17 protein-coding genes are annotated in these 19246 nt (G+C 73.5%); 9 read left to right on the forward strand and 8 right to left on the reverse strand.

Going from position 1 to position 19246, the window contains the following annotated elements; genetic code table 11:
- Positions 1–8: 8 nt before the first annotated feature.
- The 3 genes from F9C41_RS13780 to F9C41_RS13790 are packed head-to-tail and all read right to left on the reverse strand — an operon-like array spanning position 9 to position 2267.
- Positions 9–674 (reverse strand): SAF domain-containing protein, encoded by a 666-nt coding sequence (locus F9C41_RS13780; protein ID WP_155387177.1) that lies wholly within the window; start codon positions 672–674, stop codon positions 9–11.
- 34 nt (positions 675–708) lie between these two features.
- Entirely contained in the window at positions 709–1680 is a 972-nt protein-coding gene (locus F9C41_RS13785; RefSeq protein WP_155387178.1) for a hypothetical protein, read from the reverse strand.
- Positions 1674–2267 (reverse strand): hypothetical protein, encoded by a 594-nt coding sequence (locus F9C41_RS13790; protein ID WP_155387179.1) that lies wholly within the window; start codon positions 2265–2267, stop codon positions 1674–1676. The genes F9C41_RS13785 and F9C41_RS13790 overlap by 7 nt, the downstream gene beginning before the upstream one ends.
- Positions 2268–2694: 427 nt before the next feature.
- On the opposite strand from F9C41_RS13790, the gene F9C41_RS13795 reads away from it, so the two are divergent.
- Positions 2695–3906, forward strand: coding sequence for a cytochrome P450 (locus F9C41_RS13795; RefSeq protein WP_155387180.1), 1212 nt, complete (start codon positions 2695–2697; stop codon positions 3904–3906).
- Between the two features lie 5 nt (positions 3907–3911).
- Here the strand turns inward: F9C41_RS13795 and F9C41_RS13800 are convergent, their stop codons facing one another.
- The 3 genes from F9C41_RS13800 to F9C41_RS13810 all read right to left on the reverse strand — a co-directional run bounded on the left by F9C41_RS13800 (position 3912) and on the right by F9C41_RS13810 (position 7561).
- Positions 3912–6722: a helix-turn-helix transcriptional regulator gene (locus F9C41_RS13800; RefSeq protein WP_155387181.1), complete on the reverse strand. Its 2811-nt coding sequence runs from the start codon at positions 6720–6722 to the stop codon at positions 3912–3914.
- Between the two features lie 132 nt (positions 6723–6854).
- Complete coding sequence (locus F9C41_RS13805; RefSeq protein WP_155387182.1) at positions 6855–7058, reverse strand: hypothetical protein; 204 nt, start codon at positions 7056–7058, stop codon at positions 6855–6857.
- Between the two features lie 242 nt (positions 7059–7300).
- Entirely contained in the window at positions 7301–7561 is a 261-nt protein-coding gene (locus F9C41_RS13810) for a Prokaryotic metallothionein (RefSeq protein WP_120318848.1), read from the reverse strand.
- Between the two features lie 168 nt (positions 7562–7729).
- On the opposite strand from F9C41_RS13810, the gene F9C41_RS13815 reads away from it, so the two are divergent.
- The 4 genes from F9C41_RS13815 (at position 7730) to F9C41_RS13830 (ending at position 12185) form a co-directional block, all read left to right on the forward strand.
- On the forward strand, positions 7730–9037 hold the full coding sequence (locus F9C41_RS13815; RefSeq protein ID WP_155387183.1) for a sensor histidine kinase: 1308 nt from the start codon (positions 7730–7732) through the stop codon (positions 9035–9037).
- A complete protein-coding gene (locus F9C41_RS13820) occupies positions 9034–9687 on the forward strand; it encodes a response regulator (protein WP_155387184.1) in 654 nt (217 codons plus the stop codon). The genes F9C41_RS13815 and F9C41_RS13820 overlap by 4 nt, the downstream gene beginning before the upstream one ends.
- Before the next feature lie 123 nt (positions 9688–9810).
- A complete protein-coding gene (locus F9C41_RS13825) occupies positions 9811–11865 on the forward strand; it encodes an MMPL family transporter (RefSeq protein WP_155387185.1) in 2055 nt (684 codons plus the stop codon).
- 83 nt (positions 11866–11948) lie between these two features.
- A complete protein-coding gene (locus tag F9C41_RS13830) occupies positions 11949–12185 on the forward strand; it encodes a PIN domain-containing protein (protein WP_330164762.1) in 237 nt (78 codons plus the stop codon).
- Here the strand turns inward: F9C41_RS13830 and F9C41_RS13835 are convergent.
- Positions 12182–13288 (reverse strand): sulfite oxidase, encoded by a 1107-nt coding sequence (locus F9C41_RS13835; RefSeq protein WP_155387187.1) that lies wholly within the window; start codon positions 13286–13288, stop codon positions 12182–12184. The genes F9C41_RS13830 and F9C41_RS13835 overlap by 4 nt on opposite strands.
- Before the next feature lie 144 nt (positions 13289–13432).
- On the opposite strand from F9C41_RS13835, the gene F9C41_RS13840 reads away from it, so the two are divergent.
- Positions 13433–14809 (forward strand): hypothetical protein, encoded by a 1377-nt coding sequence (locus tag F9C41_RS13840; RefSeq protein ID WP_155387188.1) that lies wholly within the window; start codon positions 13433–13435, stop codon positions 14807–14809.
- Between the two features lie 51 nt (positions 14810–14860).
- The gene (locus tag F9C41_RS13845) at positions 14861–15757 is read left to right on the forward strand and encodes an ADP-ribosylglycohydrolase family protein (RefSeq protein ID WP_155387189.1); all 897 of its coding nucleotides are present in this window, start codon (positions 14861–14863) and stop codon (positions 15755–15757) included.
- A 31-nt stretch (positions 15758–15788) separates the two neighbouring features.
- On the opposite strand, the gene F9C41_RS13850 is transcribed toward F9C41_RS13845, so the two are convergent.
- Positions 15789–16580, reverse strand: a complete 792-nt coding sequence (locus F9C41_RS13850) for a hypothetical protein (RefSeq protein ID WP_155387190.1) — start codon at positions 16578–16580, stop codon at positions 15789–15791.
- A 199-nt stretch (positions 16581–16779) separates the two neighbouring features.
- On the opposite strand from F9C41_RS13850, the gene F9C41_RS13855 reads away from it, so the two are divergent.
- A complete protein-coding gene (locus F9C41_RS13855) occupies positions 16780–18522 on the forward strand; it encodes a VWA domain-containing protein (RefSeq protein ID WP_196279757.1) in 1743 nt (580 codons plus the stop codon).
- A 214-nt stretch (positions 18523–18736) separates the two neighbouring features.
- Entirely contained in the window at positions 18737–19225 is a 489-nt protein-coding gene (locus tag F9C41_RS13860) for a hypothetical protein (protein ID WP_155387191.1), read from the forward strand.
- The last annotated feature ends 21 nt before the right edge of the window (positions 19226–19246 follow it).

A 19246-nucleotide genomic window follows, 5' to 3' on the forward strand; every position in this document is an offset into this window, starting at 1 on the left:
GCGGCCGCTCACGATCCGTCGAGGACGAGCACGATGCGGTCGCCGGCGGCGAGCGCGGCCACCGTGGGCGCGTCGACCGTGGCCACCTCCACGTTGATCACCCACTGGCCGGACCTGCTGCCGGCGGCCAGCTGGACGATCGTGGCGGTGATGGTGCGCGGCGGGACCAGGTCCGGGCCGTCCGTGTTGCTGCGTACGGGCACGACCACGAGCAGCACCTGCGCCCCGACGGCCAGCCGGGACGCCGAGGGCATCTTGTCCTCGCCGAGGGCGATGCCGATCAGCTGGTGGCCGGGGGCCGGCACGGGCGTCTCGGTGACCTGGTCCAGGGTCAGCAGTGTGCCCGGGACCAGCGCCATGACGGCGCGCTTGCCGATCACCTGCGCGGCGTTCGCGGCGGGGATCGGGCGCAGGCCGACCGCCTGGTTGACCCGGACCACGACGAGGTCGTCGTGCTTGATCTGCGCGCCCTTGCCGACCGGCCGGGCCATCGCCAGGTAGTCGTGCGTGCCGCCGATGCGCTGCGCGACGTACCCCGCGGTCAGCGCACCGACGATGATCAGGAGCACGGCGAGCGCGCCCTGTGCCACCGACCGCCGTCGGGGAGCGGTGCGGGGCACCGGGATCGGCGCCGCGGGCAGCGCCCGCGCCGGTGCACTGGTGTTGACGGTCATACGGCCTTGCCTCGTTTCTCGACGCTCCGACCGGTCAGCTGACGGCCGGTGAGTTCACTACCTGCATCTCGTCGATCCGGACCTCGGTGTTGGACGACCGCTCGATGTCGATCACGCCGGACTCGCCGCCGCCGGACCACACCACATGCCAGGTCGTGACGCCCTCGATGTCGTAGGTGCCGTCCCGCTGGCCACGGGAGGGTGCGGTGTAGCGGTGTCCGCAGTTCGGTGACGGCGCGTTGCCCACCGCGGCCGTGTACGGCGTGCCGACGAAGTGGTCGGGCCCCCTCGCGACGACTTGCGAGCAGGGGACCGGGGTCGTGCCGTCGCCCATGTTCCAGCGGATCACCATGGCGGTGGCGGTGGCCGTGACCGTCAGCCCCGGCACGGACGCCTGCCGGGTGACCGAGCCCCAGGTGCTCTCGGTCACCGGGGTCCACATCCAGACCGGCAGGCCGACCAGGCCCGCGCCGTTCGGACGCGGCGCCATGTGGATGTCCGGCCCGGCGATGGGCATGAGCCTGATCGCCCGCACGGCCAGCGCCATCGGCGAGGGCATCGCCCCGTATCCCGGCGGCGGGTCGGTCAGGTACTCGTCGGTGCCCTGCTGCCAGCCGGCCGACAGGCCGCCCCAGCACCAGACGGCGTACATGAAGCCGTCGTCCGGGTCGTTGCCGCCCCAGAGCGGGTCGTCGGCCGTCAGCTCCAGGCGGTTGTAGTAGCAGGTGTCGGTGTGGTTGAACCAGCCCATGCTCAGGTCGTGGCAGGGGATGGGGTCGACGAAGTCCTCGTGCTCGCAGTCGATGCCGTCGCCGCCCCCGCCGCCACTGCCGCCTCCGCCGCTGCCTCCCCCGCCGCCACCGGTGACGATGAGGACGCAGGGGCCGTTGTTGGGCGGGCAGTGGATGTAGTCGGCATACGCCGGGCTCTGCGTCACGACCAGGGTCAGCGCTACCGTGAGCGCGGTCGTGGCGAGCGCGGCCAGCGCGCGGACCCGGGTCAGCACGACGACGCCCGGTCGGTGTGCGAGTCCACCCAGCGCCAGAGGTTGTCCGGGTAGAGCCCGGCGCGCAGGGTCACCGGGTAGCGCTTGTTCTGCCCGGGCGCGGCGACGGATTTGCGGGTCTTCTTGTTGACGGTGTCCGTGCCGGCGTCGTCCACGCAGGCCTCCACGACGATCGAGGTGGCGCTGACCGAGACGACCCGGCGCAGCGTGACTGTGGGTTTTCCGGTGCGCACCAGCCCCTGCTCGGACAGCAGCCCGAGGTCGCGTTCGAGCTGGGCCATGTAGCGGCCGCCCGCGTACTTGTAGAGGGGGCGCCGGGTGGGGTCCTTGGTCCAGTCGTACTTGCCGGTCTGGCCGGCCGTGAGGTAGATGCCGTTCAACTGCTGGAAGGCCGTCCACGCCGCGTCGACCGTGCGCTGCTGGTCGTCGCTGAGCGCCGGGCCGGGCGACTGCCGCACCGCGGCGGTCGTCGGCAGCGCCGCGGTGTCCGGCACCTCGGCCGAGCACCCGGCGAACACCAGACAAGAGGCAGCGGCGAGCAGGGTCGCGGCAGCGACCGACCGTCCTCTTCGGCTGTACGGAATCATGCGCCCCCCTCGTCCCCGACGAGCCTCGCTGAGTCCTTCACCTGCCAGAAGTTGTTGCCGTGTAAGCGGATCCCCCCGCATCAGACGGCCGATCGTACGATGAACTCCGCCGATATAACAAGGGGTGAGGAATAGCCACACGGACAGTGTTTGGCATCGGATCTTCCATTTACGACTCACGATCATTCTGTTCTGGAACGCACGGCCGGCACAGACAATCTCCCTGACGGCAGGCCGCCATCCATCGATCATGACAAATGGTAAGCGGGGCGCCCCGAGTCATGAATGCGACGGCTCAGGGCGAGTGGCGCACCGGTCCGCCGCCACCGGAAACCGTGATCAGACAGGACCAACTGGCACGGTTCGCCGATTCCGGCAAATCACCTCTGATCCCCCGCTAAGATGACAAAGTTATCGACGGGGAGTGATGGCTGTGGTGACGGTCGACAAGAGCACAGGCTTCGCCGCGGTGCCCGCGCAGTTGGACGACGTGCTGGGCTGGTTTGCGCGGATGCGGGAGGGCGACCCGGTCAGCTGGGACGAGCACTACGGCGCGTACCACATCTTCCGGTATGCCGACATCGAGAAGGTGCTCTCCGATCCGGCGACCTTCTCCTCCGACCTGACCGGGCTGGTCCCGCCGCAGGAGGAGATCGAGCTGTTCAGCCGGGGCAACTTCGTGCGCATGGACCCGCCCCGGCACACCAAGATGCGCCGCATCGTGAGCAAGGCGTTCACCCCGCGGGTCGTCGCCGGGCTGGCCCCGCGCATCGAGACGATCACGAACGAGCTGCTCGACCAGGTGGCCGGGCGCGAGCGCGTCGACCTGGTGCAGGCGCTGGCATACCCGTTGCCGGTGACCGTGATCGCCGAACTCATCGGGGTGCCCGGCAGTGACCGTGAAACCTTCCGGCGCTGGGCCGACGAGCTGCTCAACGCGCAGGTGCCGGACACCGTGATCCCGGACGAGAAGACGATGCAGCAGGCCGGCGCCCGGCTGCGCGGCATGATCGACTACCTGCTGGCGCACATCCGGCACCGGCGCGCAAACCCCGCCGACGACCTCACCAACGCCCTGATCGACGCCGAGGTCGACGGCGAACGCCTCACCGACGAGGAGATCGTCGGTTTCCTCGGCGTGCTGCTGATCGCCGGGCACATCACCACCACGACGCTGCTCACCAACACCGTGCTGTCCCTGGACGCGAACCCCGACGCCGCCGCCGCGCTGCGCGCCGACCCGTTACGCATCCCGGCCGCGCTGGAGGAGGTGCTGCGCTACCGCTCGCCGTTCCCGCGGCTGGCCCGGCTCACCACCGCCGCCGCCACGGTCGGCGACCGCCAGGTGCCCGCGGGCAAGGTGCTGATGCTGTGGGTGGCCTCGGCCAACCGGGACGCCGCACAGTTCGTCGAGCCGGACACCTTCGACATCACGCGTACGCCGAACCCGCACCTGAGCTTCGGCCACGGCATCCACTTCTGCATCGGCGCGCCGCTGGCCCGCCTGGAGGGCCGGATCGCCATGGAGGTGCTGCTGCGGCGCTGCGCCGACCTGGCCGTCGACGACGGCGTGCAGCTCTACGACCCGCGCATGATGACCGGCGCCCGGGTGCTGCCGCTACGTGTGCGCTGGTCCTGACCCGGTCAGGCCGAGGCCGCGCGCTGGTGGGCACTGACCGCCAGCTCCACGCGGGAATGCACGCCCAGCTTGGCGAGGATGCTCGACACGTGTGACTGGACGGTGCGCCGGGACAGGAACAGCTGCGCCGCGATCTCGGGATTGGACATGCCCGCGGCGACCAGCGCCGCGACCCGGTGCTCGGTCTGCGTGAGCGCCTCCCAGCCGTGCTTGGGGCGTTTGCGCGGGCCCTGCCGGCCGCGGCGCACCCCGAGCCGGCGCAACCGCGCGTCGGCGCGGAAGATGTCCCGGCTGGCGTCCATCGCGGTGTAGAGGTCCAGCGCCCGGGCCAGCGCGGCCCGCGCCGGGTCGAGGTCGCCCCGCGCCGCCAGCGCCACCGCGGCGTCCTCGGCGGCCTGCGCCTCGTACAGCCGCCAGCCGCAGGCGCGGTAGGACTCCACGGCGGCCAGCAGCAGGTCCGCGTCGCCCTCGGCGAGGCCCCGGCACAGCAGCGCGGTCGCGGTCAGGCTCACCGCGGGCTGCGCGCCGGCCAGCTCCTCCGTCTTGGCGACCAGCGCGGCGGCCCGGTCCCGGTCGCCCGCCGCGGCCGCCAGCCGGGCCAGGTCGGGGCAGATGTGGTACATCACCCGGTGCGGCAGGTGCTCCAGCGCGGAGGCGTGCTCCCAGAACGGGTAGAACAGGTCGAGGCAGTGCGCCGCCCGCGCGGGCTCCTCCAGCAGCACCCGCGCCCAGGTGTCCAGGTAGACGTACTGCGCCTCGGCCGCGCCGCCCTGGCTCTGCGCCACGATCGTGGCCTCGGGCACCGGCTCGCCGCGGTGGATCGCGATGAGCCTGCCCAGACCGCGCAGCCACGGCTCGTCGCCCAGCGGATCCGGATACTCCAGCCCCGCCTCGATCTCGACGAGCGCGTCGTCCCAGGCCCCGGTGAGGAAGCGCGCCTGCGCCCGGAGCGCGTGGATCAGCGTCAGGTAGGGCCCGCCGTAGCGCTGGTTGCTCTCCAGCGCGTCGGCCAGCACCTGCTCCGCCTCGTCCAGCCGGTCCAGTTCCAGCAGGCAGTAGCCGCGCAGCACGCTCTGGCCCGCGGGCATGTCGGGCAGCACGCCCTGGCCGATGTCGGCGACGGCCTGCTCGCTCAGGGCCAGGCCCTGCCCGACGTCGCCCTCGATGAACCGCAGCCCCGCCTGCACCAGCCTGCCCAGCCCCACCGCGTACCCGTCGCCGGCCCGCGCGCCGTGCTCGATCGCCAGCGCGGCGGCGGACGCGGCGGCCTCGTGCTGGCGCAGGAAGAACCGGCACTTGGCGCAGAACCCGTGGAAGCGGCCGGCGTCGGCCGCGGGCAGGTCGTCGGCCGCCAGCGCGACCGTCGCGACCTGCACCGCCTCGGCCTGCCGGCCCTGCCGGAACAGCGCGTCCATCAGCAGCCAGTAGAGCGCGCTGCGCCGGTGCGGGTCCGGGTCGCGGGCGATCGCCTCCCGGGCCTCCTGCTCGGCCTCGCGCAGGCTGCTCTCCCAGATCAGCGCCCGCACCAGGTGGAAACGCAGCTCGCCGGCACGTTCCTCGGACACCTCGGCCAGCGCCCGGCGCAGCAGCCGCACCGCCGCGCCGGGCGCTTTGGTGATCAGCTCGTCGGCGGAGGCCACCATCCAGTCCAGCGTCGCGGCGTCGAGGGCGGTCCCGGCGACCAGGTGTTCGGCGACCCGCTCCACGGAAGCCCCGGACGAGGTCAGCACCTGCCCGGCCCGCAGGTGCAGCGCGGTGCGCATCTGCTCGGGGACACGCTCGCCGAGCGCCTCGCGGATCAGCGCGTGCCGGAACTCCAGGTACGGCCCGGCGTCGACGACCACGCCGGCGTCCAGCGCCGCGAACATGATCTCCGACAGCGCCATCACCGGCATCTCCAGCACCGCCGCCAGCTCCGCCACGTCGATGGCGCGGCCCAGCACGGCGGCCTGCTGCAGCGTCTCGCGCTCCTTGCGAGGCAGGAAGGCCAGCCGACGCAGGATCATGTCGACCAGCGAGCGCGGCATACCCGCCTCGGCGGCGTCGGCGGTCAGCTCGGCGCTGCCGTGGTCCACCCGGATCCAGCCCTCACGCGTCAGCGCGGCCAGCAGCTCGGTGAGGTAGAACGGGTGGCCGCCCGCGCCGGCGACCAGGCGGGCCAGCCGCGGGCCGGGCGGCGCGCCCAGCCGGTCGGTGACCAGGGCGGTCACTGCGGCGTCCGGCAGCGCGGCCAGCTCGACCAGGTCCGCGCCGCGTGCCTGCAGGCTGCGCACCAGTGCCGCGGCCTCGGCGCGGGTGGCGGCCCGGGCGGCGACGACGACCAGCAGCGGGTACTCCTCGATGCCGCGGCCCATCCGGTGCAGCACCACCAAGCTGGCCGGGTCGGCCCACTGCACGTCGTCGACGAGCACCGCCATCGGGCCGGCCGCACACCAGGTGTCGACCAGATCGAGGATCGCCTCGGTGACCGCGAGCTGGTGGTTGGCCGCCGCCGTGCTCAACGCCAGCGCGTCCTCGCCACGCAACAGGCGCGCCACCCGGGCCTGGGCCGGGTCGTCGGTGACGACCAGCAGGCCGAGGCACGCGCCGATGGCGGAGAAGGGCAGCTGCTGTTCGAGGTCCTCGGCCGCGCCGCGCCGCACCCGCATGCCCAGCCGCTCGCATTCCGCGGCGGCCGTATCGAGCAGGGTGGTCTTGCCGATGCCGGGTTCGCCCTCGACGAGGACGGCGGCACCGGTTCCCGCGGCCGCCGCCCGGGCCAGCGCGCGCAGGCGCTCGACCTCGGGATCGCGGCCCACGAACACAGGCGCCGCCATGGAACAAGCCTAGTCGTCAGGCATGTCCCAGGCGGCGCCATGGGGCCGAACGTGGGGTGTCCCTGAGTTCCCGCGGGGGCGGGCCGAGGGACACACCGTGTCCGGGGTGGGGTGGGATGGGTGCGAGGAACGTCAGTGGTCCGCGCGTCCGGCGTACATCTCGTTGACGACGGCGAGCACGTCATGGATGGAGGTGCGGGCACGGGTGGCGATGTGCTCGACGGGCGCGTTGCTGGCGAACGCCTCCCGGATCGCCGAGCGCAGCGAGCCGGCGTCGTGGCCGATGGCGACGGCCTGGTCGATCAGGCACAGCGCGTGATCCGCGGTGACGTACATGCTCATCTCCCAGCTGCCGGCTCGTCGTCATGATCGGGTGCGGGGCACCGCCTGCTTCCGCTCGACCCGCTGACGCGGCCGTAGAGGCGCCGGTGCTTCCGTGACATCCACGATCCGGCACCCGGCAGAACGAAACATCCGCCACCCGGCGGTACTGCATGCCCGACTCATCACCTTTTTATAGGAAAAGCTCCGTTCATGACGTTGGTTCGGCAGGAACGGAGCCCCGATCACGAGCCGGCTCAGCCCGGATGCACTCCCACCGCGTCCCGGATCTTGAAGCCCTCCCGCGCGTCGGCCGAGCGGGCGCAGTGCGCGCAGCAGTAGAAGTGGCCGGACACCTCGACCCCATGTCCGATGATCTTGCAGGCGCAGTGCTCGCACACCGGCGCCAGCATGTGCACCGCACACTCGAACGAGTCGAAGACGTGCACCGCGCCACCCGCGGTGTGCACCTCGAACGACAGCCAGTAGTCGTTCTTGCAGACCTCACACGTGCCCACAGACAATCCCTCCCATCGGCGTATCCATGAACAGTGTCGGGTGCGTCACCGCCGAGCAGCGGCAAAACGACCCATTTGCCCAGGCCCGGGCGTGATCAGCGCGTACGCAGCCCGACGTACGCCCCCGCGCGGATGCGCCCGGGCGGGCGGACTCCGTAACCTCGCCCTGTGCACCTGCTCCATCGCCTGGCCGCCCGCCCCCAGCGCTACGACGCCATGTTCGCGCTGGTCATCGGCGTGCTGGTGATCGGCTGCTCGTGGCCGACGCAGAGCGAGCAGCCCGATCGGATCCGCCTGGACGCCGCGGCGTTCGCGCTGCTGTCCCTCGGCGCCCTCGCCCTGGTCGTACGCCGCCGCTGGGCGGTGCCTGCCTGCCTGACCACGTTCGCGGTGGTCACCGTGTTCATCGGCGCCGGCTACCCCTACGGACCGGTCTTCGCCTACGTCATGATCGCCGTGTACTCGCTGGCGGCCTGGCGGGACCCGCGCTGGTCCGTCCCCGTGACGACGGTGCTCATCGTGCTCTACCTCTGGCTGAGCGGATGGGTGGAGAAGGAGCCCGACGGGCTGCTGTTCAACCTGGTCACCACGACGTTCTGGCTGGCGACGCCGCTGGTCACCGGCATCGCGGTGCGCATGCGGCGGGTGTCGATGGAGCAGTCGGCGGTCGAGGAGCGGCGGCGGCACGCGTACGAGGAGCGGCTGCGCATGGCCCAGGAGGTGCACGACGTCGTCGGGCACAGCCTCGCCGTGATCAGCATGAACGCCGGCGCGGCGCTGCACGTGCTCAGCCGCCGCCCGGACACCGCCCCGCAGGTCGAGGAGTCGCTGCGGGCCATCCGCCAGACGAGCACCGCCGCACTGGACGAGCTGCGGGTCACCCTGTCCGCGTTCACCGGCGCGTGCCCCGCCCCCGACCGCCCCGCGGCCGGGCTGGGCCTGCTGCCCGAACTGGTCGCCGCGACCACGTCCGAGCGGCTCACGGTCCGGCTGACCGTGCACGGCCCGACCCGGCCCGTCCGGCACTCGGTCGACCTGGCCGGATACCGCATCGTGCAGGAGGCGCTCACCAACGTGCTGCGCCACGCCGCGGCCCGGCAGGCGACGGTCGAGGTGGCGTACGGCCCGCACGGGGTGGCGCTGACCGTCGCCGACGACGGCCGCGGCGGCGCCCCGCAGCCCGGCGGCTCCGGGCTGGACAGCATGCGCGAGCGCGCCCGCGCCCTGCACGGCGTCCTCGACGCGGGCCCGCTGCCCGGCGGCGGCTTCCGCGTGCACGCCGCCCTCCCCTACGGCGACTCCACCGACCCGGACCCGCTGCCCGCCGACCCCCGGTCGCGCATCGTGCCCGCTCCCGCAGGACCCGCAGACGCTGCACCGCTGTCCGGCGTGGCCGCTCCCGCCGGACCCGCGGACGCCGAACCGCCGTCCGGCGAGCGTCCGACCACCCGCCCGGTCGTGGGCGGGGTCGCATGATCCGGGTCGCGCTCGCCGACGACCAGGCGCTGTTGCGGCTGGCCATGCGCACCCTGCTCAGCTGCGAACCCGACCTCGAACTCGTCGGCGAGGCCGAGGACGGGATCGGCGCGCTGGACCTCGTCGCCGCCCACCGGCCGGACGTGCTGCTGCTCGACATCCGCATGCCGCGGATGGACGGGCTGGAGGTGCTGCGCCGCCTCGACGGGCCGACCCGCGTGATCATGTTGACCACGTTCGAGCTGGACGAGTACGTCTTCGAAGCGCTGCGGGCCGGGGCGTCGGGCTTCCTCACCAAGGACGCCGAGCCGGCCGAGCTGCTGCGCGCGGTGCGGGTGGTCGCCGCCGGGGACTCGCTGCTGTCGCCCACGGTGACCCGCCGGGTCATCGAGCGGTTCGGCGCGACGCCGGGCGCGGCCCCGCCGAAACGCGTACACCCTGGCCTGCATCTGCTCACCGAGCGGGAGCGGGAGATCGTGGGCTGGGTGGCGACCGGACTGTCCAACGACGAGATCGCGGCCGGCCTCGTGGTCAGCCCCGCCACCGTGCGCACCCACGTCAGCCGCGCCCTGATCAAACTCCACGCCCGCGACCGCGCCCAACTCGTCGTCATCGCCTACCAGTCGGGCCTCCCGATCCCCCACCCCTGACCCTCCTGGCGCCGCGGGCCGCGCGGGGACGTAGGCGGGGATACGTGCTCGGGCTGATGTGCGCGACGGGGGCGGGCGGGGAGCCTGGCCGGGTTCTTGTGACCCGAACAGGAAGGCCCGCCCATGTCCTCCGCCTGGCAGCGGATCGCCACCGCCCCCGCCGGCCGCCGCACCGCGTGGTCCGTGCTGACCGCCTGGCTGCTCATCGCCGTCGCCGCCACCATGTTCGCCAAGACCGGCGACGTGGAGACCAACGACCTCAGTTCCTGGCTGCCCGCCTCGGCCGAGTCGACCCGAGCGCTCGAACTGTCCGCCCGCGAGTTCCCCGCCGCCGAGCCGGAGCAGCTGCTGCTGGTGTATGCCCGCGACGGCGGCCTGACCACCGCCGACCGCGAGGCGGCCGCGGCCGACGCCACCGCGCTGGCGGCGCTGGCCGCGGGCCCGGTGCCCCCGCCGATCCCGTCTCAGGACGGGGCGGCCCTGCTGGTCACCGTGCCGCTCAGCCCGGCGCAGACCGCCGAGGAGGCCGTCGGACCGGTGCTGGACCAGGCCAGATCGGTGCTGGCCGAGGGCCTGCCCGCGGGCCTGGGCGCGTGGATGACCGGCGGACCGGCGGCCGGGGCCGACTTCGACGCCGCATTCGACTCCCTGGACACCACGCTGCTCGGGGTCACCGTCGGCGTCGTCGCGCTGCTGCTCCTGCTCACCTACCGCAGCCCGGTGCTGCTGCTGGTGCCGCTGTTCACCGTCGGCGTCGCCAGCCAGCTCGCGAGCGCGCTGGTCTACCTCGGCGCGAAGTATCTCGGCCTGGTCGTCAACGGGGCCAGCGCGGGCATCCTCACCGTGCTGGTGTTCGGCGCGGGCACCGACTACGCGCTGCTGCTGATCTCCCGGTACCGCGAGGAGCTGACCCGCCACGCCGACCACCGGCAGGCGATGCGCCTGGCGCTGCGGCACAGCCTGCCCGCGATCATCGCGTCCGCCGGCACCGTGATCCTGGCGCTGCTCACCCTGCTCGCCGCGGGCCTGAACTCCACCCGCGGGCTGGGCCCGGTCGCCGCGCTCGGCATCGTCTCGGCGCTGCTGGCGATGACCACTCTGCTGCCCGCCCTGCTGGTGATGTGCGGGCGGCGGGTGTTCTGGCCGCTGGTCCCCGCGGTGCGCGACGCCGCCGAGCCCGCCCGCGGACCGGGCCTGTGGGCGCGCACCGCCGGATTCGTGTCCCGGCATGCCCGCCCGATCTGGATCGTCACCGCGCTCGGGCTGGCCGCGCTGAGCCTCGGCGCGACCACCCTCGACACCGGGCTGCGCCAGTCGGAGGCCTTCGTGACCAAACCCGACTCGGTACGCGGCTTCGAGGTGCTCGCGACGCACTTCCCCGCCGGTTCCGGCGACCCCACGGAGGTGTACCTCGACACCACCGCCGCGGACCGGGTCACCGGCACGCTGCGCGCCCTGCCCGGCGTCGCCGAGGTCGGCGCGGCGGAGCCGTCGCTCGCGGGCGGCTGGACCCGGCTGCGCATCGTGCTCGCCGACGCGCCCTCCAGCGACCGCGCGGAGCAGACCGTGCTGCGGCTGCGCGACGCCGTGCACGCCGTCGACTCGTCAGCCCTGGTCGGCGGCGCGACCGCGCAGGAACTCGACGAGAACACCACCATGGACGCCGACCTGCGCCTGCTCATCCCGCTGATCCTGGCGGTGGTGCTGGGCGTGCTGATCGTGCTGCTGCGCTCGCTGGTCGCGCCGCTGCTCCTGCTGGGCAGCGTGCTGCTGTCCTTCGGCGCGGCGCTGGGCGCGGCCGCGCTGGTCTACCACGCGATCGGCTTCCCCGCGATCGACCGCTCCGTGCTGCTGCACGGCTTCCTGTTCCTGGTCGCGCTGGGGGTCGACTACACCATCTTCCTGATGACCCGGGCCCGCGAGGAGGTCGCGACACATGGCCACGCCGAAGGAGTCACCCGCGCGCTGGCCGTCACCGGCAGCGTCATCACCAGCGCCGGCGTGGTGCTGGCCGCGACGTTCTCGGTGCTCTCCCTCATGCCCGTCGTCTTCATGATGCAGGTCGGCATCCTCGTCGGCATCGGCGTCCTGCTGGACACCTTCGTCGTCCGCACCCTCCTCGTGCCCGCCCTCGTCCACCACGTAGGCCCCCGCACCTGGTGGCCGCGCCACCCGTGAAAGGAAGGGCACCTTCACATCGCTATGCGTTGTAGAAGGTGCCCTTCTTAACCGTCGATCGCATACCGGGTCCTGCCGAGGCCATGCTGAGCCAGCGCTGGTTCGACGTGACCACCGCGGCGATGGACCGGGCCATGGAGGTCCACCTGAGCCTGGCCGCGAGCAGCCAGCACCGGCACTTCCGGCTCCCCGACCTGATCATCGCCGCCACGGCCGAGCAGCACGGGGCGACCGTGCTGCACTACGACGCCGACTACGACCGCATCGCGGCCGTCACGGGGCAACCCGTCGAGTGGATCGCCCCGCGCGGGAGCCTCTAGTCCAAGCAGGCCACCGGGACCTGCTGCACCGCGTTGTTGGCGAAGCCGCCGCGGTTCCAGGCTTGCTCGACCGGCTGCACCCCGCCCAGCGCGTCGACGGCGCGGGCGGTCAGCAGATGCCGGCCCGGCACCGCGTCCCACGCGTACGTGAAGCGACGCCATGCCCACCGGTGACCGTTCTCCGGTTCCAGTTCGGCCGCCGACCAGGTCTCGCCACCGTCGATGCTGACCTCCACCGAGGTCACCGGTGCCCGACCGGACCAGGCCCGCCCCTGCACCGACACCGGTCCCGGACGCACCACCCGGGTGCGGGACATGAAATCGGGGAAGCCGGGCGGGGCCAGCAGCGCCCGCGGCGCGATCCGGGTCACCGGCACGCCCGGGTCGGCGGCGTCGCGGCGCACCCGGTATGCCACGGCCTGCTGGAAACCCTCGAACGGCCGGTCGACCAGCGTGATCTCGCGCAGCCACTTCACGTGCGCCATGCCGTACCAGCCGGGCACCACCAGCCGCACCGGGAAACCGTGCTGCGGCAGCAGCGGCGAGCCGTTCATCTCGTACGCCAGCAGCACGTCCTCACCGAGCGCCTCCGCCACCGGCAGGCTGCGCTGGTAGTCCTGCTCGATCCCGCGCTCCACCCCGTGATCCGCACCGGTGAACACCACCTCGACCGCGGACGGGTCCACCCCGGCCGCCGCCAGCACGTCGCGCAGCGGCACACCGGTCCACTCCGCGGTGCCGACCGCCTCCACCAGCCATGGCTGGCTGACCGGGCGGGGCAGCAAACGGGCCCGCCCGTTGCCCGCGCACTCCATGGTCACCCGCACCGTGCGCGCCGGCATCGCCCGCAGCGCCGCCAGATCCAGCGTCGCCGGCCGCCCGACCAGCCCACCCACGCTGATCTGCCAGGACGCCTCCTCGGCGTACGGGATGTCGTAGTGGATCAGCAGGTAGTGCAGCCCGGCCGGAGTCACGTCGTAGCGCAGCGCCTCCAGCGGCATGCCGTGGTTGCGGGCGGCCAGCGCGAGCTCCTCGGCGCTGATGCCCTCGTCCGGCTCGGCCAGGCGGCCGGGGCGGCTGACGTCGTTCAGGGTCGTGTCCACCCCACCAGCATCACCCCTCACCCCGGCGACACGGAACCCGGCCCGCCCGGCTACTGCCGATCAACCGACGCACGGGGCGGCGCGGCGCGGCGGGCTGTGGCACGATCACCCGTCATGAACGGGGAATCAGATCGTCGTACGTCTATGTTGACCGTCGCCGTGGCCGCGCTGGCCGCCTGCGCCGCCGGGATCGTGCTGGCCCGCTGGGGCCTGATCGCGGTCCCGCGGCGGCTGTTCGCCGGCTATCCGAACGCGGAGCTCGCCGTCGGCGCGTTCGAGCCGGGCGTGACCGCGCTGGCGGCGGCGCTGACCGTGCTCGCCGCCGGGTTGGCCCCCGCGCTCTCCCGGCTCAGCGGCTGGGCGGTCAGCGCGGCCGGGGTGCTGCTGACCTTGGCGGGCCTCCAGTTCGCCACCGCCGGCGTGCCGGACCAGGGAATCGTCTCGGCGGCTCTCGTCGCCGCGGGGCTCGGCGTCATGTGCGGCGGGCTGCTGGTCGCGGCCGGACAGCAGCAGCTCGCGGGCCGGCTCGCCACAGCGGGCGGGTTCGCCGCCGGGCTCGGGCTGGCCTCGCCGATCCTCCTGCTGCTCGCCCCGCGGGACTACGATCCCGACGCGCTGGGCCCGGACGTCTATCTGCCCGGGATCGCGCTCGCGCTCGTGGTGGCCGCGGCGGTCGCCGCGATGACCCGCCCCGTTCCCGCCACGCCGAAGACCGCGAGAGTGTGGGGGCCCGCGGTCGCGACCGCCGTCGCCGCCGCTGTGCTGTACGCGGGCGACGCCGCGCTCGCCGCCACCGTCGACGCGCTGCGGCTCAGCCGCGACGGTCTCGCCTCCCAGCAGCGCATCGACTTCGTGCAGGACCTCGCCCGCTACGGCATGCTCACCATCGCGGTGGCGGTCGGCCTCGTGCTGACCGGGTACGCCTACCGCCGCGGCCGCGCGGACCTGGCCCGCTGGACGCTGCTCTGCCTCGCGCTCGCCGCGCCCCTGCACATGGGCCTGGTCCGGGCGCTGTACCTGCCGTCGGCGCCGTACGTGATGGTGCTGGCGGCAGCCGCCGCGGCGGCTCTCGGCGTCGCCGCGACGGCCTACGCCGACCGCTGGCTGCCCGCGGACGCGCTGGGCGTCTGCCTGGCCGGCGTGGGGATCGCGGTCAGCGCCGCCGCCTACCGGATGGGCCCGTCCTGGGGTTACGCGGCGGGGGTGCTCGTCGCGACCGGCACCGGGTTCGCGCTCGCCGCCGGGCTGGCGCGGGTGCTGCGCACCGCCCATGGCACTCCGGTCGACGTCGCCGGTTCAGCGGTGCTCGGCCTCGCCACGGTGCTGCTCGCCGGGCAGGCCCTCGGACCGCTGATCGTGGAGGCCGCGACCTCCACCGGCTACGGCGGCGACCTCCCGCTGACCCTGCCCGGCCTGGCCGGCGCGTCGGCCGTGGCGTTGCTGCTGCTGTTCGGGATGTCCCGCGCCGTCGACCGGATCCGCCGCGACATCCAGGACGAGGCCCGCCGCGCGGTGTCCTGACGGGACCGCCGGTCGGCGCAATCCGGTTGCGGCGCACGAGATCATCGAAGGATGACCCCGAACCGCGCCGCGGCGCTGCGCTCGCTGCGCGGGCTGGCCCTGGGCGACGCCTTCGGCGAGACCTGGTTCTTCCAGCCTGCCGACAAGTTCGAGTGGCTGGTGTCCGAGCGGCAGGCCCGCTCCGGACCCTGGCCGTGGACCGATGACACCGCGATGGCGCTGTCCCTGCTCCGCGTGCTGACCGAGCACGGCGAGGTGGACCAGGACGCGCTGGCCGCGGCGTTCGCGAACGCGTACGACGCCGACCCGTACCGCAACTACGGGCCGTCGATGCACGGCGTGCTGCGCGCGGTGTACGAGGGCGAGCACTGGCGCGAGGCCACCGGGCGCCAGTTCGGCGGCCAGGGGTCGTGGGGCAACGGCGCGGCGATGCGGGTCGCGCCGCTCGGCGCCTGGTTCTCCGGCGACCTCGACCGGGTCGTCGCGCAGGCCCACGCCTCGGCCGAGGTCACCCACGCCCACCCGGAGGCGGCGGCGGGCGCGGTGGCGGTCGCCGTGGCCGCGGCCCTGGCGACCGCCGGAATCGCCGCCGACGAGCTGATCGGGGGCGTGCTCGCCCGCACCCCGGACGGCGAGGTGGCCGCCGGGCTGCGCCGGGTGGCCCGGCTGCCGTTCGACCGGCATCCGACCTGGGTGGCCGGCGAGGTCGGCTGCGGTGCGCGCATCTCCGCGCCGGACACGGTGCCGTACGCCGTGTGGTGCGCCGCGCGGCACCTCGACGACCTGCCCGAGGCGCTCTGGGCGACCGCCTCGGCGGGCGGCGACATCGACACGACGTGCGCCATCGTGGGCGGCATCGTGGCCGCCCGCACCGGCCTCGACGCGGTCCCCGCCACCTGGCTCGACGCCTGCGAGCCGCTACCCGCCTGGGTCGCCGCGGCCACCTGACCGCCACGCGCCACAGCCGGGCCGGGCGGTGTCAGGGGCGCAGGGTGCCGGTGGGTGGGAGGCCGGCGGAGGCGGTGACGTGGACGGCGGTGGTCCACCAGCCGCTGTCGAGGCGGCCCGCGGACGTCCAGTCGATGACCCAGTCGAGCATGCACAGCGGCGGCTCGTCGTAGGCCTCGGGCATCGGTAGCAGGGTGATGCCACCGTCGGGTTCGACGTAGCCGTCCAGCGGCAGTTGCCGGGGCATCGCCAGCCGGGAGGGCAGCAGCTTCCACGCCCGGTGGGACGGATAGCTGTGGTCGGTGGCCCAGGTGTCGATGATCCCCGCCCGGACCAGCGGCCGCAGCAGCGACGCGGTGTCGGTGCACAACCGGTCCCGCTTGGGCTGGTACGGCGTGAAGCTGAGCAGCCGCGCCCGGGTCAGCTCGACGCCCGCCGGCCGCCCTGCCTCGTCCCGCGACCGCCCGTCCCACCCTTCGGCGTCGGGTTCGGCGTGCGGCCAGGACCCGCCGTCCGACCGCCCGTCGAAGGCCCCGGCGCCCGGGTGCTCGACCGCGCCGACGCGGTCGTCCCACTGCTCGGCGGCGTCGGGTTCGATGTCGTCCGGTTCGGCGTACGCGCGCCGCCGCCGTCCACTGCGCACCTGCCGGTCGTAGGACTCGGCGAGTGCCGTCTCCTCCTCCGGGCCGAGGTCAGTCCCGTGCCGGGCGCGGTGCGTCGCGTCCCCGGCGTACGGGAGCTCCTCGACGGCGAGCCCGCCCGACCCGGGCACGGGGTCGTCCTCGCGCCGCGCGGTCGAAGCTCGCTGTCGTGACGCCCACATCGGCGCACCTCCTGGGGTCCCGGGGAATGGGACGGGACGGGATGAGTTCCTGTCCGCCAGAAGGAGTAACGGGTGATCTTTCCGCCGGGTTAGCGGTGATCAGGCAGTACAGAAGGCCGGTGTGACATGTTTCTCTCCGGTAACATTCGTCCGAACGTATGTGGCGAGACGCCTTCATGTTGACGAAACATAGCTTCTTGTGCCGGGCCGCCATCGCAACGTACGCCGTTTCCACCCCGTCACCAGCGCCATTGCCGCGGTCTTCGCGGTCGCGCTGGTCGTCTCGGGTGCCTTTCTCGTCTATCGACAGCTCGCCGAGCCGGGCTGCTCCGGGGAGGCGCCGCTGACCGTGGCCGCGCCCGCGGAGATAGCGCCGGCACTGCAGGAGACCGCCGCCGCGCTCACCGCGCAGAAGGCCGAGGTCGACGGTGCCTGCATCGCCGTGCAGGTGAAGGCGGCCGACCCCGCCGACGTCGCGGCCGCGGTCGCCGCGCTGCGCGGGCTCTCACTGACCGGCGTCGGCCAGCCCAGCGGCAGCACCGAGGTGCCCGACGTGTGGATCCCGGACTCCGCGACCTGGCTGGCCCGGGTGAGCGCCGCCGCGCCCAACACCGCGGTCCAGGAGTCGCCATCGATCGCGCGCAGCCCGATCGTGGTGGCCATGCCGGAGCCGATCGCCACCGGCCTCGGCTGGCCGGCGGCGAAGCTGACCTGGCCGGCGCTGCTCCAGCAGATGACCGCCGGCACCAAGCTGCACGTCGGCATCGTCGAGCCGACCCGCGACTCCGCCGGCCTGTCCGGCCTGCTGGCCATGGCATCGGCGGCGAGCACCTCGCCCAACGCCCAGGCCGCCACGACCGGCGCGCTGCGCTCCCTGGCCGCGGGCCGCTCCGCGCTGCGCCAGGACGTGCTGGCGCGCTTCCCGCGCGCCGGCGACCCCGCCGCGATCGCCTCCGGGCTGAGCGCGGCCCCGCTGTCCGAGCAGGCCGTCATCGCGTACAACGCGGCGAAGCCGCCGGTGCCGCTGGCCGGGCTCTACCTGGAGCCCGCGCCGATCGCCCTGGACTACCCGTACGCCGTCATGCCCGGCATCGAGCCGGAGCGCCAGGCCACCGCCTCCCGCCTGCTGGAGGCACTGCAGACGCCCTCGTTCCGCGACCGGCTCGCCAAGATCGGCCTGCGCGGGCCGGACGGCGGCTTCGGCGCGGGCGCGACGACCCCGCGCGGCGCGCCGGAGGTGATGGGCGCCCCGGCGCCCGCCGCCTCGCCCACCGCGGCCACCACCACGGCCGCCGTCGAGCGGATCCTGTCCACCTGGGTGGCCGTGACACTGCCGGCGCGCATGCTCGCCGTGATCGACGTGTCCGGCTCGATGCTCCAGCAGGTCGCCACCGCAGGCGGCGCGACCCGTGCCCAGGTGACCCTGGAGGCGGCACGGCGCGGGCTGGGCCTGTTCGACGATTCGTGGGCGGTCGGCCTGTGGACCTTCTCCACCGAGCTGGACGGCAGCAAGGATTACAAGCAGCTGATGCCGATCGGGCCGCTGTCGTCGAACCGGACGAAGATGCTGTCGACCCTGGCCGCCATCCAGCCCAAGCCGACCGGTGACACCGGCCTCTACGACACGATCCTGGCCGCGTACCAGACCGTGCAGAAGGACTGGGATCCCGGCCGCGTCAATTCCGTGGTGCTGATGACCGACGGCGACAACGACGACAACAACGGCATCTCGCACGACGCGCTGCTGAACAAGCTGAAGGAGATCGCCGACCCGGCTCGGCCGATCCAGGTCGTCATCCTCACCATCGGCGACGTCAGCACCGACCCGCTCAACAAGATCACCAAGGTGACCGGCGGCGGCGTCTTCTCCGCCAAGGACCCCGCCAAGATCGGCGAGATCTTCCTCAAGGCCATCTCCCTGCGCTCCACCCAGCCCAGCTGACCCGCCACGGGCAGCTCGGCCGGGCGGGCCGGGCGGCCCCCGGCTTTCCATAGACGTTGGCCTATCTAGATGAGTTCGATCGTCGATTTCTCATCTGGATAGGCCAACGTCTATCTGAAGCACGGCACAGCGCGGGGCGCGGGGGTGGGGTGCGGGTCGGCGAGGGCGGGCGGGGTGGTCGGAGCGAGTCGGTGGGGCGTGGGAGTATCCGGGGATGCTGAGTCAGGAGCTGCGGCGGTTGCCGGGGGTGGCACGGGGGATCGCCGAGGGGGCGGTCGACGCGGTGGACGCGGCGCGGGCGCGCGACGCCGAGGGGCTGCGCGAGGCGGCGGACCGGCTGGCGGCGGCCGACTCGGAGCACGTCGGGCTGGTGCTCGGCAGCGTCGTCCGCTCGCTGCTGGAGGACCTGCACCCGGACGGGCTGGCCGGCGAGGACATCCAGGACGTGCTGGAGCAGTGCGTGCGCGAGACCCTGGCGTGGACCGCCGAGCTGGACGTCGACACCCTGGTCGTGGTGCTGACCGGGGCGCTGGGCGTGCACCAGCAGGAGGACGGGGCACCCCGGCCCGACCCCCGGCTGCTGGCCTGGCATGCGCCGGTGCTGCTGGCATACCTGCTGACGGTCTCGGGCCGGCGGCTGGACCCCTACCTGTCGGCCGCCTTCGCGGAGATCATGCGGGCCGAGACGGTGGAGATGCCGTAGCCCTCATCACCCTTTGTCCTA

Source organism: Catellatospora paridis (assembly GCF_009720365.1).
Taxonomy (GTDB): Bacteria; Actinomycetota; Actinomycetes; order Mycobacteriales; family Micromonosporaceae; genus Catellatospora; species Catellatospora paridis.

Bases quoted from the DNA above. Each gene is read 5' to 3' on its own strand.
- F9C41_RS13780 (WP_155387177.1), bottom strand. From the start codon at position 674: ATGACCGTCAACACCAGTGCACCGGCGCGGGCGCTGCCCGCGGCGCCG.
- F9C41_RS13790 (WP_155387179.1), bottom strand. From the start codon at position 2,267: ATGATTCCGTACAGCCGAAGAGGACGGTCGGTCGCTGCCGCGACCCTG.
- F9C41_RS13795 (WP_155387180.1), top strand. From the start codon at position 2,695: ATGGCTGTGGTGACGGTCGACAAGAGCACAGGCTTCGCCGCGGTGCCC.
- F9C41_RS13800 (WP_155387181.1), bottom strand. From the start codon at position 6,722: ATGGCGGCGCCTGTGTTCGTGGGCCGCGATCCCGAGGTCGAGCGCCTG.
- F9C41_RS13805 (WP_155387182.1), bottom strand. From the start codon at position 7,058: ATGTACGTCACCGCGGATCACGCGCTGTGCCTGATCGACCAGGCCGTC.
- F9C41_RS13820 (WP_155387184.1), top strand. From the start codon at position 9,034: ATGATCCGGGTCGCGCTCGCCGACGACCAGGCGCTGTTGCGGCTGGCC.
- F9C41_RS13825 (WP_155387185.1), top strand. From the start codon at position 9,811: ATGTCCTCCGCCTGGCAGCGGATCGCCACCGCCCCCGCCGGCCGCCGC.
- F9C41_RS13830 (WP_330164762.1), top strand. From the start codon at position 11,949: ATGCTGAGCCAGCGCTGGTTCGACGTGACCACCGCGGCGATGGACCGG.
- F9C41_RS13840 (WP_155387188.1), top strand. From the start codon at position 13,433: ATGTTGACCGTCGCCGTGGCCGCGCTGGCCGCCTGCGCCGCCGGGATC.
- F9C41_RS13845 (WP_155387189.1), top strand. From the start codon at position 14,861: ATGACCCCGAACCGCGCCGCGGCGCTGCGCTCGCTGCGCGGGCTGGCC.
- F9C41_RS13850 (WP_155387190.1), bottom strand. From the start codon at position 16,580: ATGTGGGCGTCACGACAGCGAGCTTCGACCGCGCGGCGCGAGGACGAC.
- F9C41_RS13860 (WP_155387191.1), top strand. From the start codon at position 18,737: ATGCTGAGTCAGGAGCTGCGGCGGTTGCCGGGGGTGGCACGGGGGATC.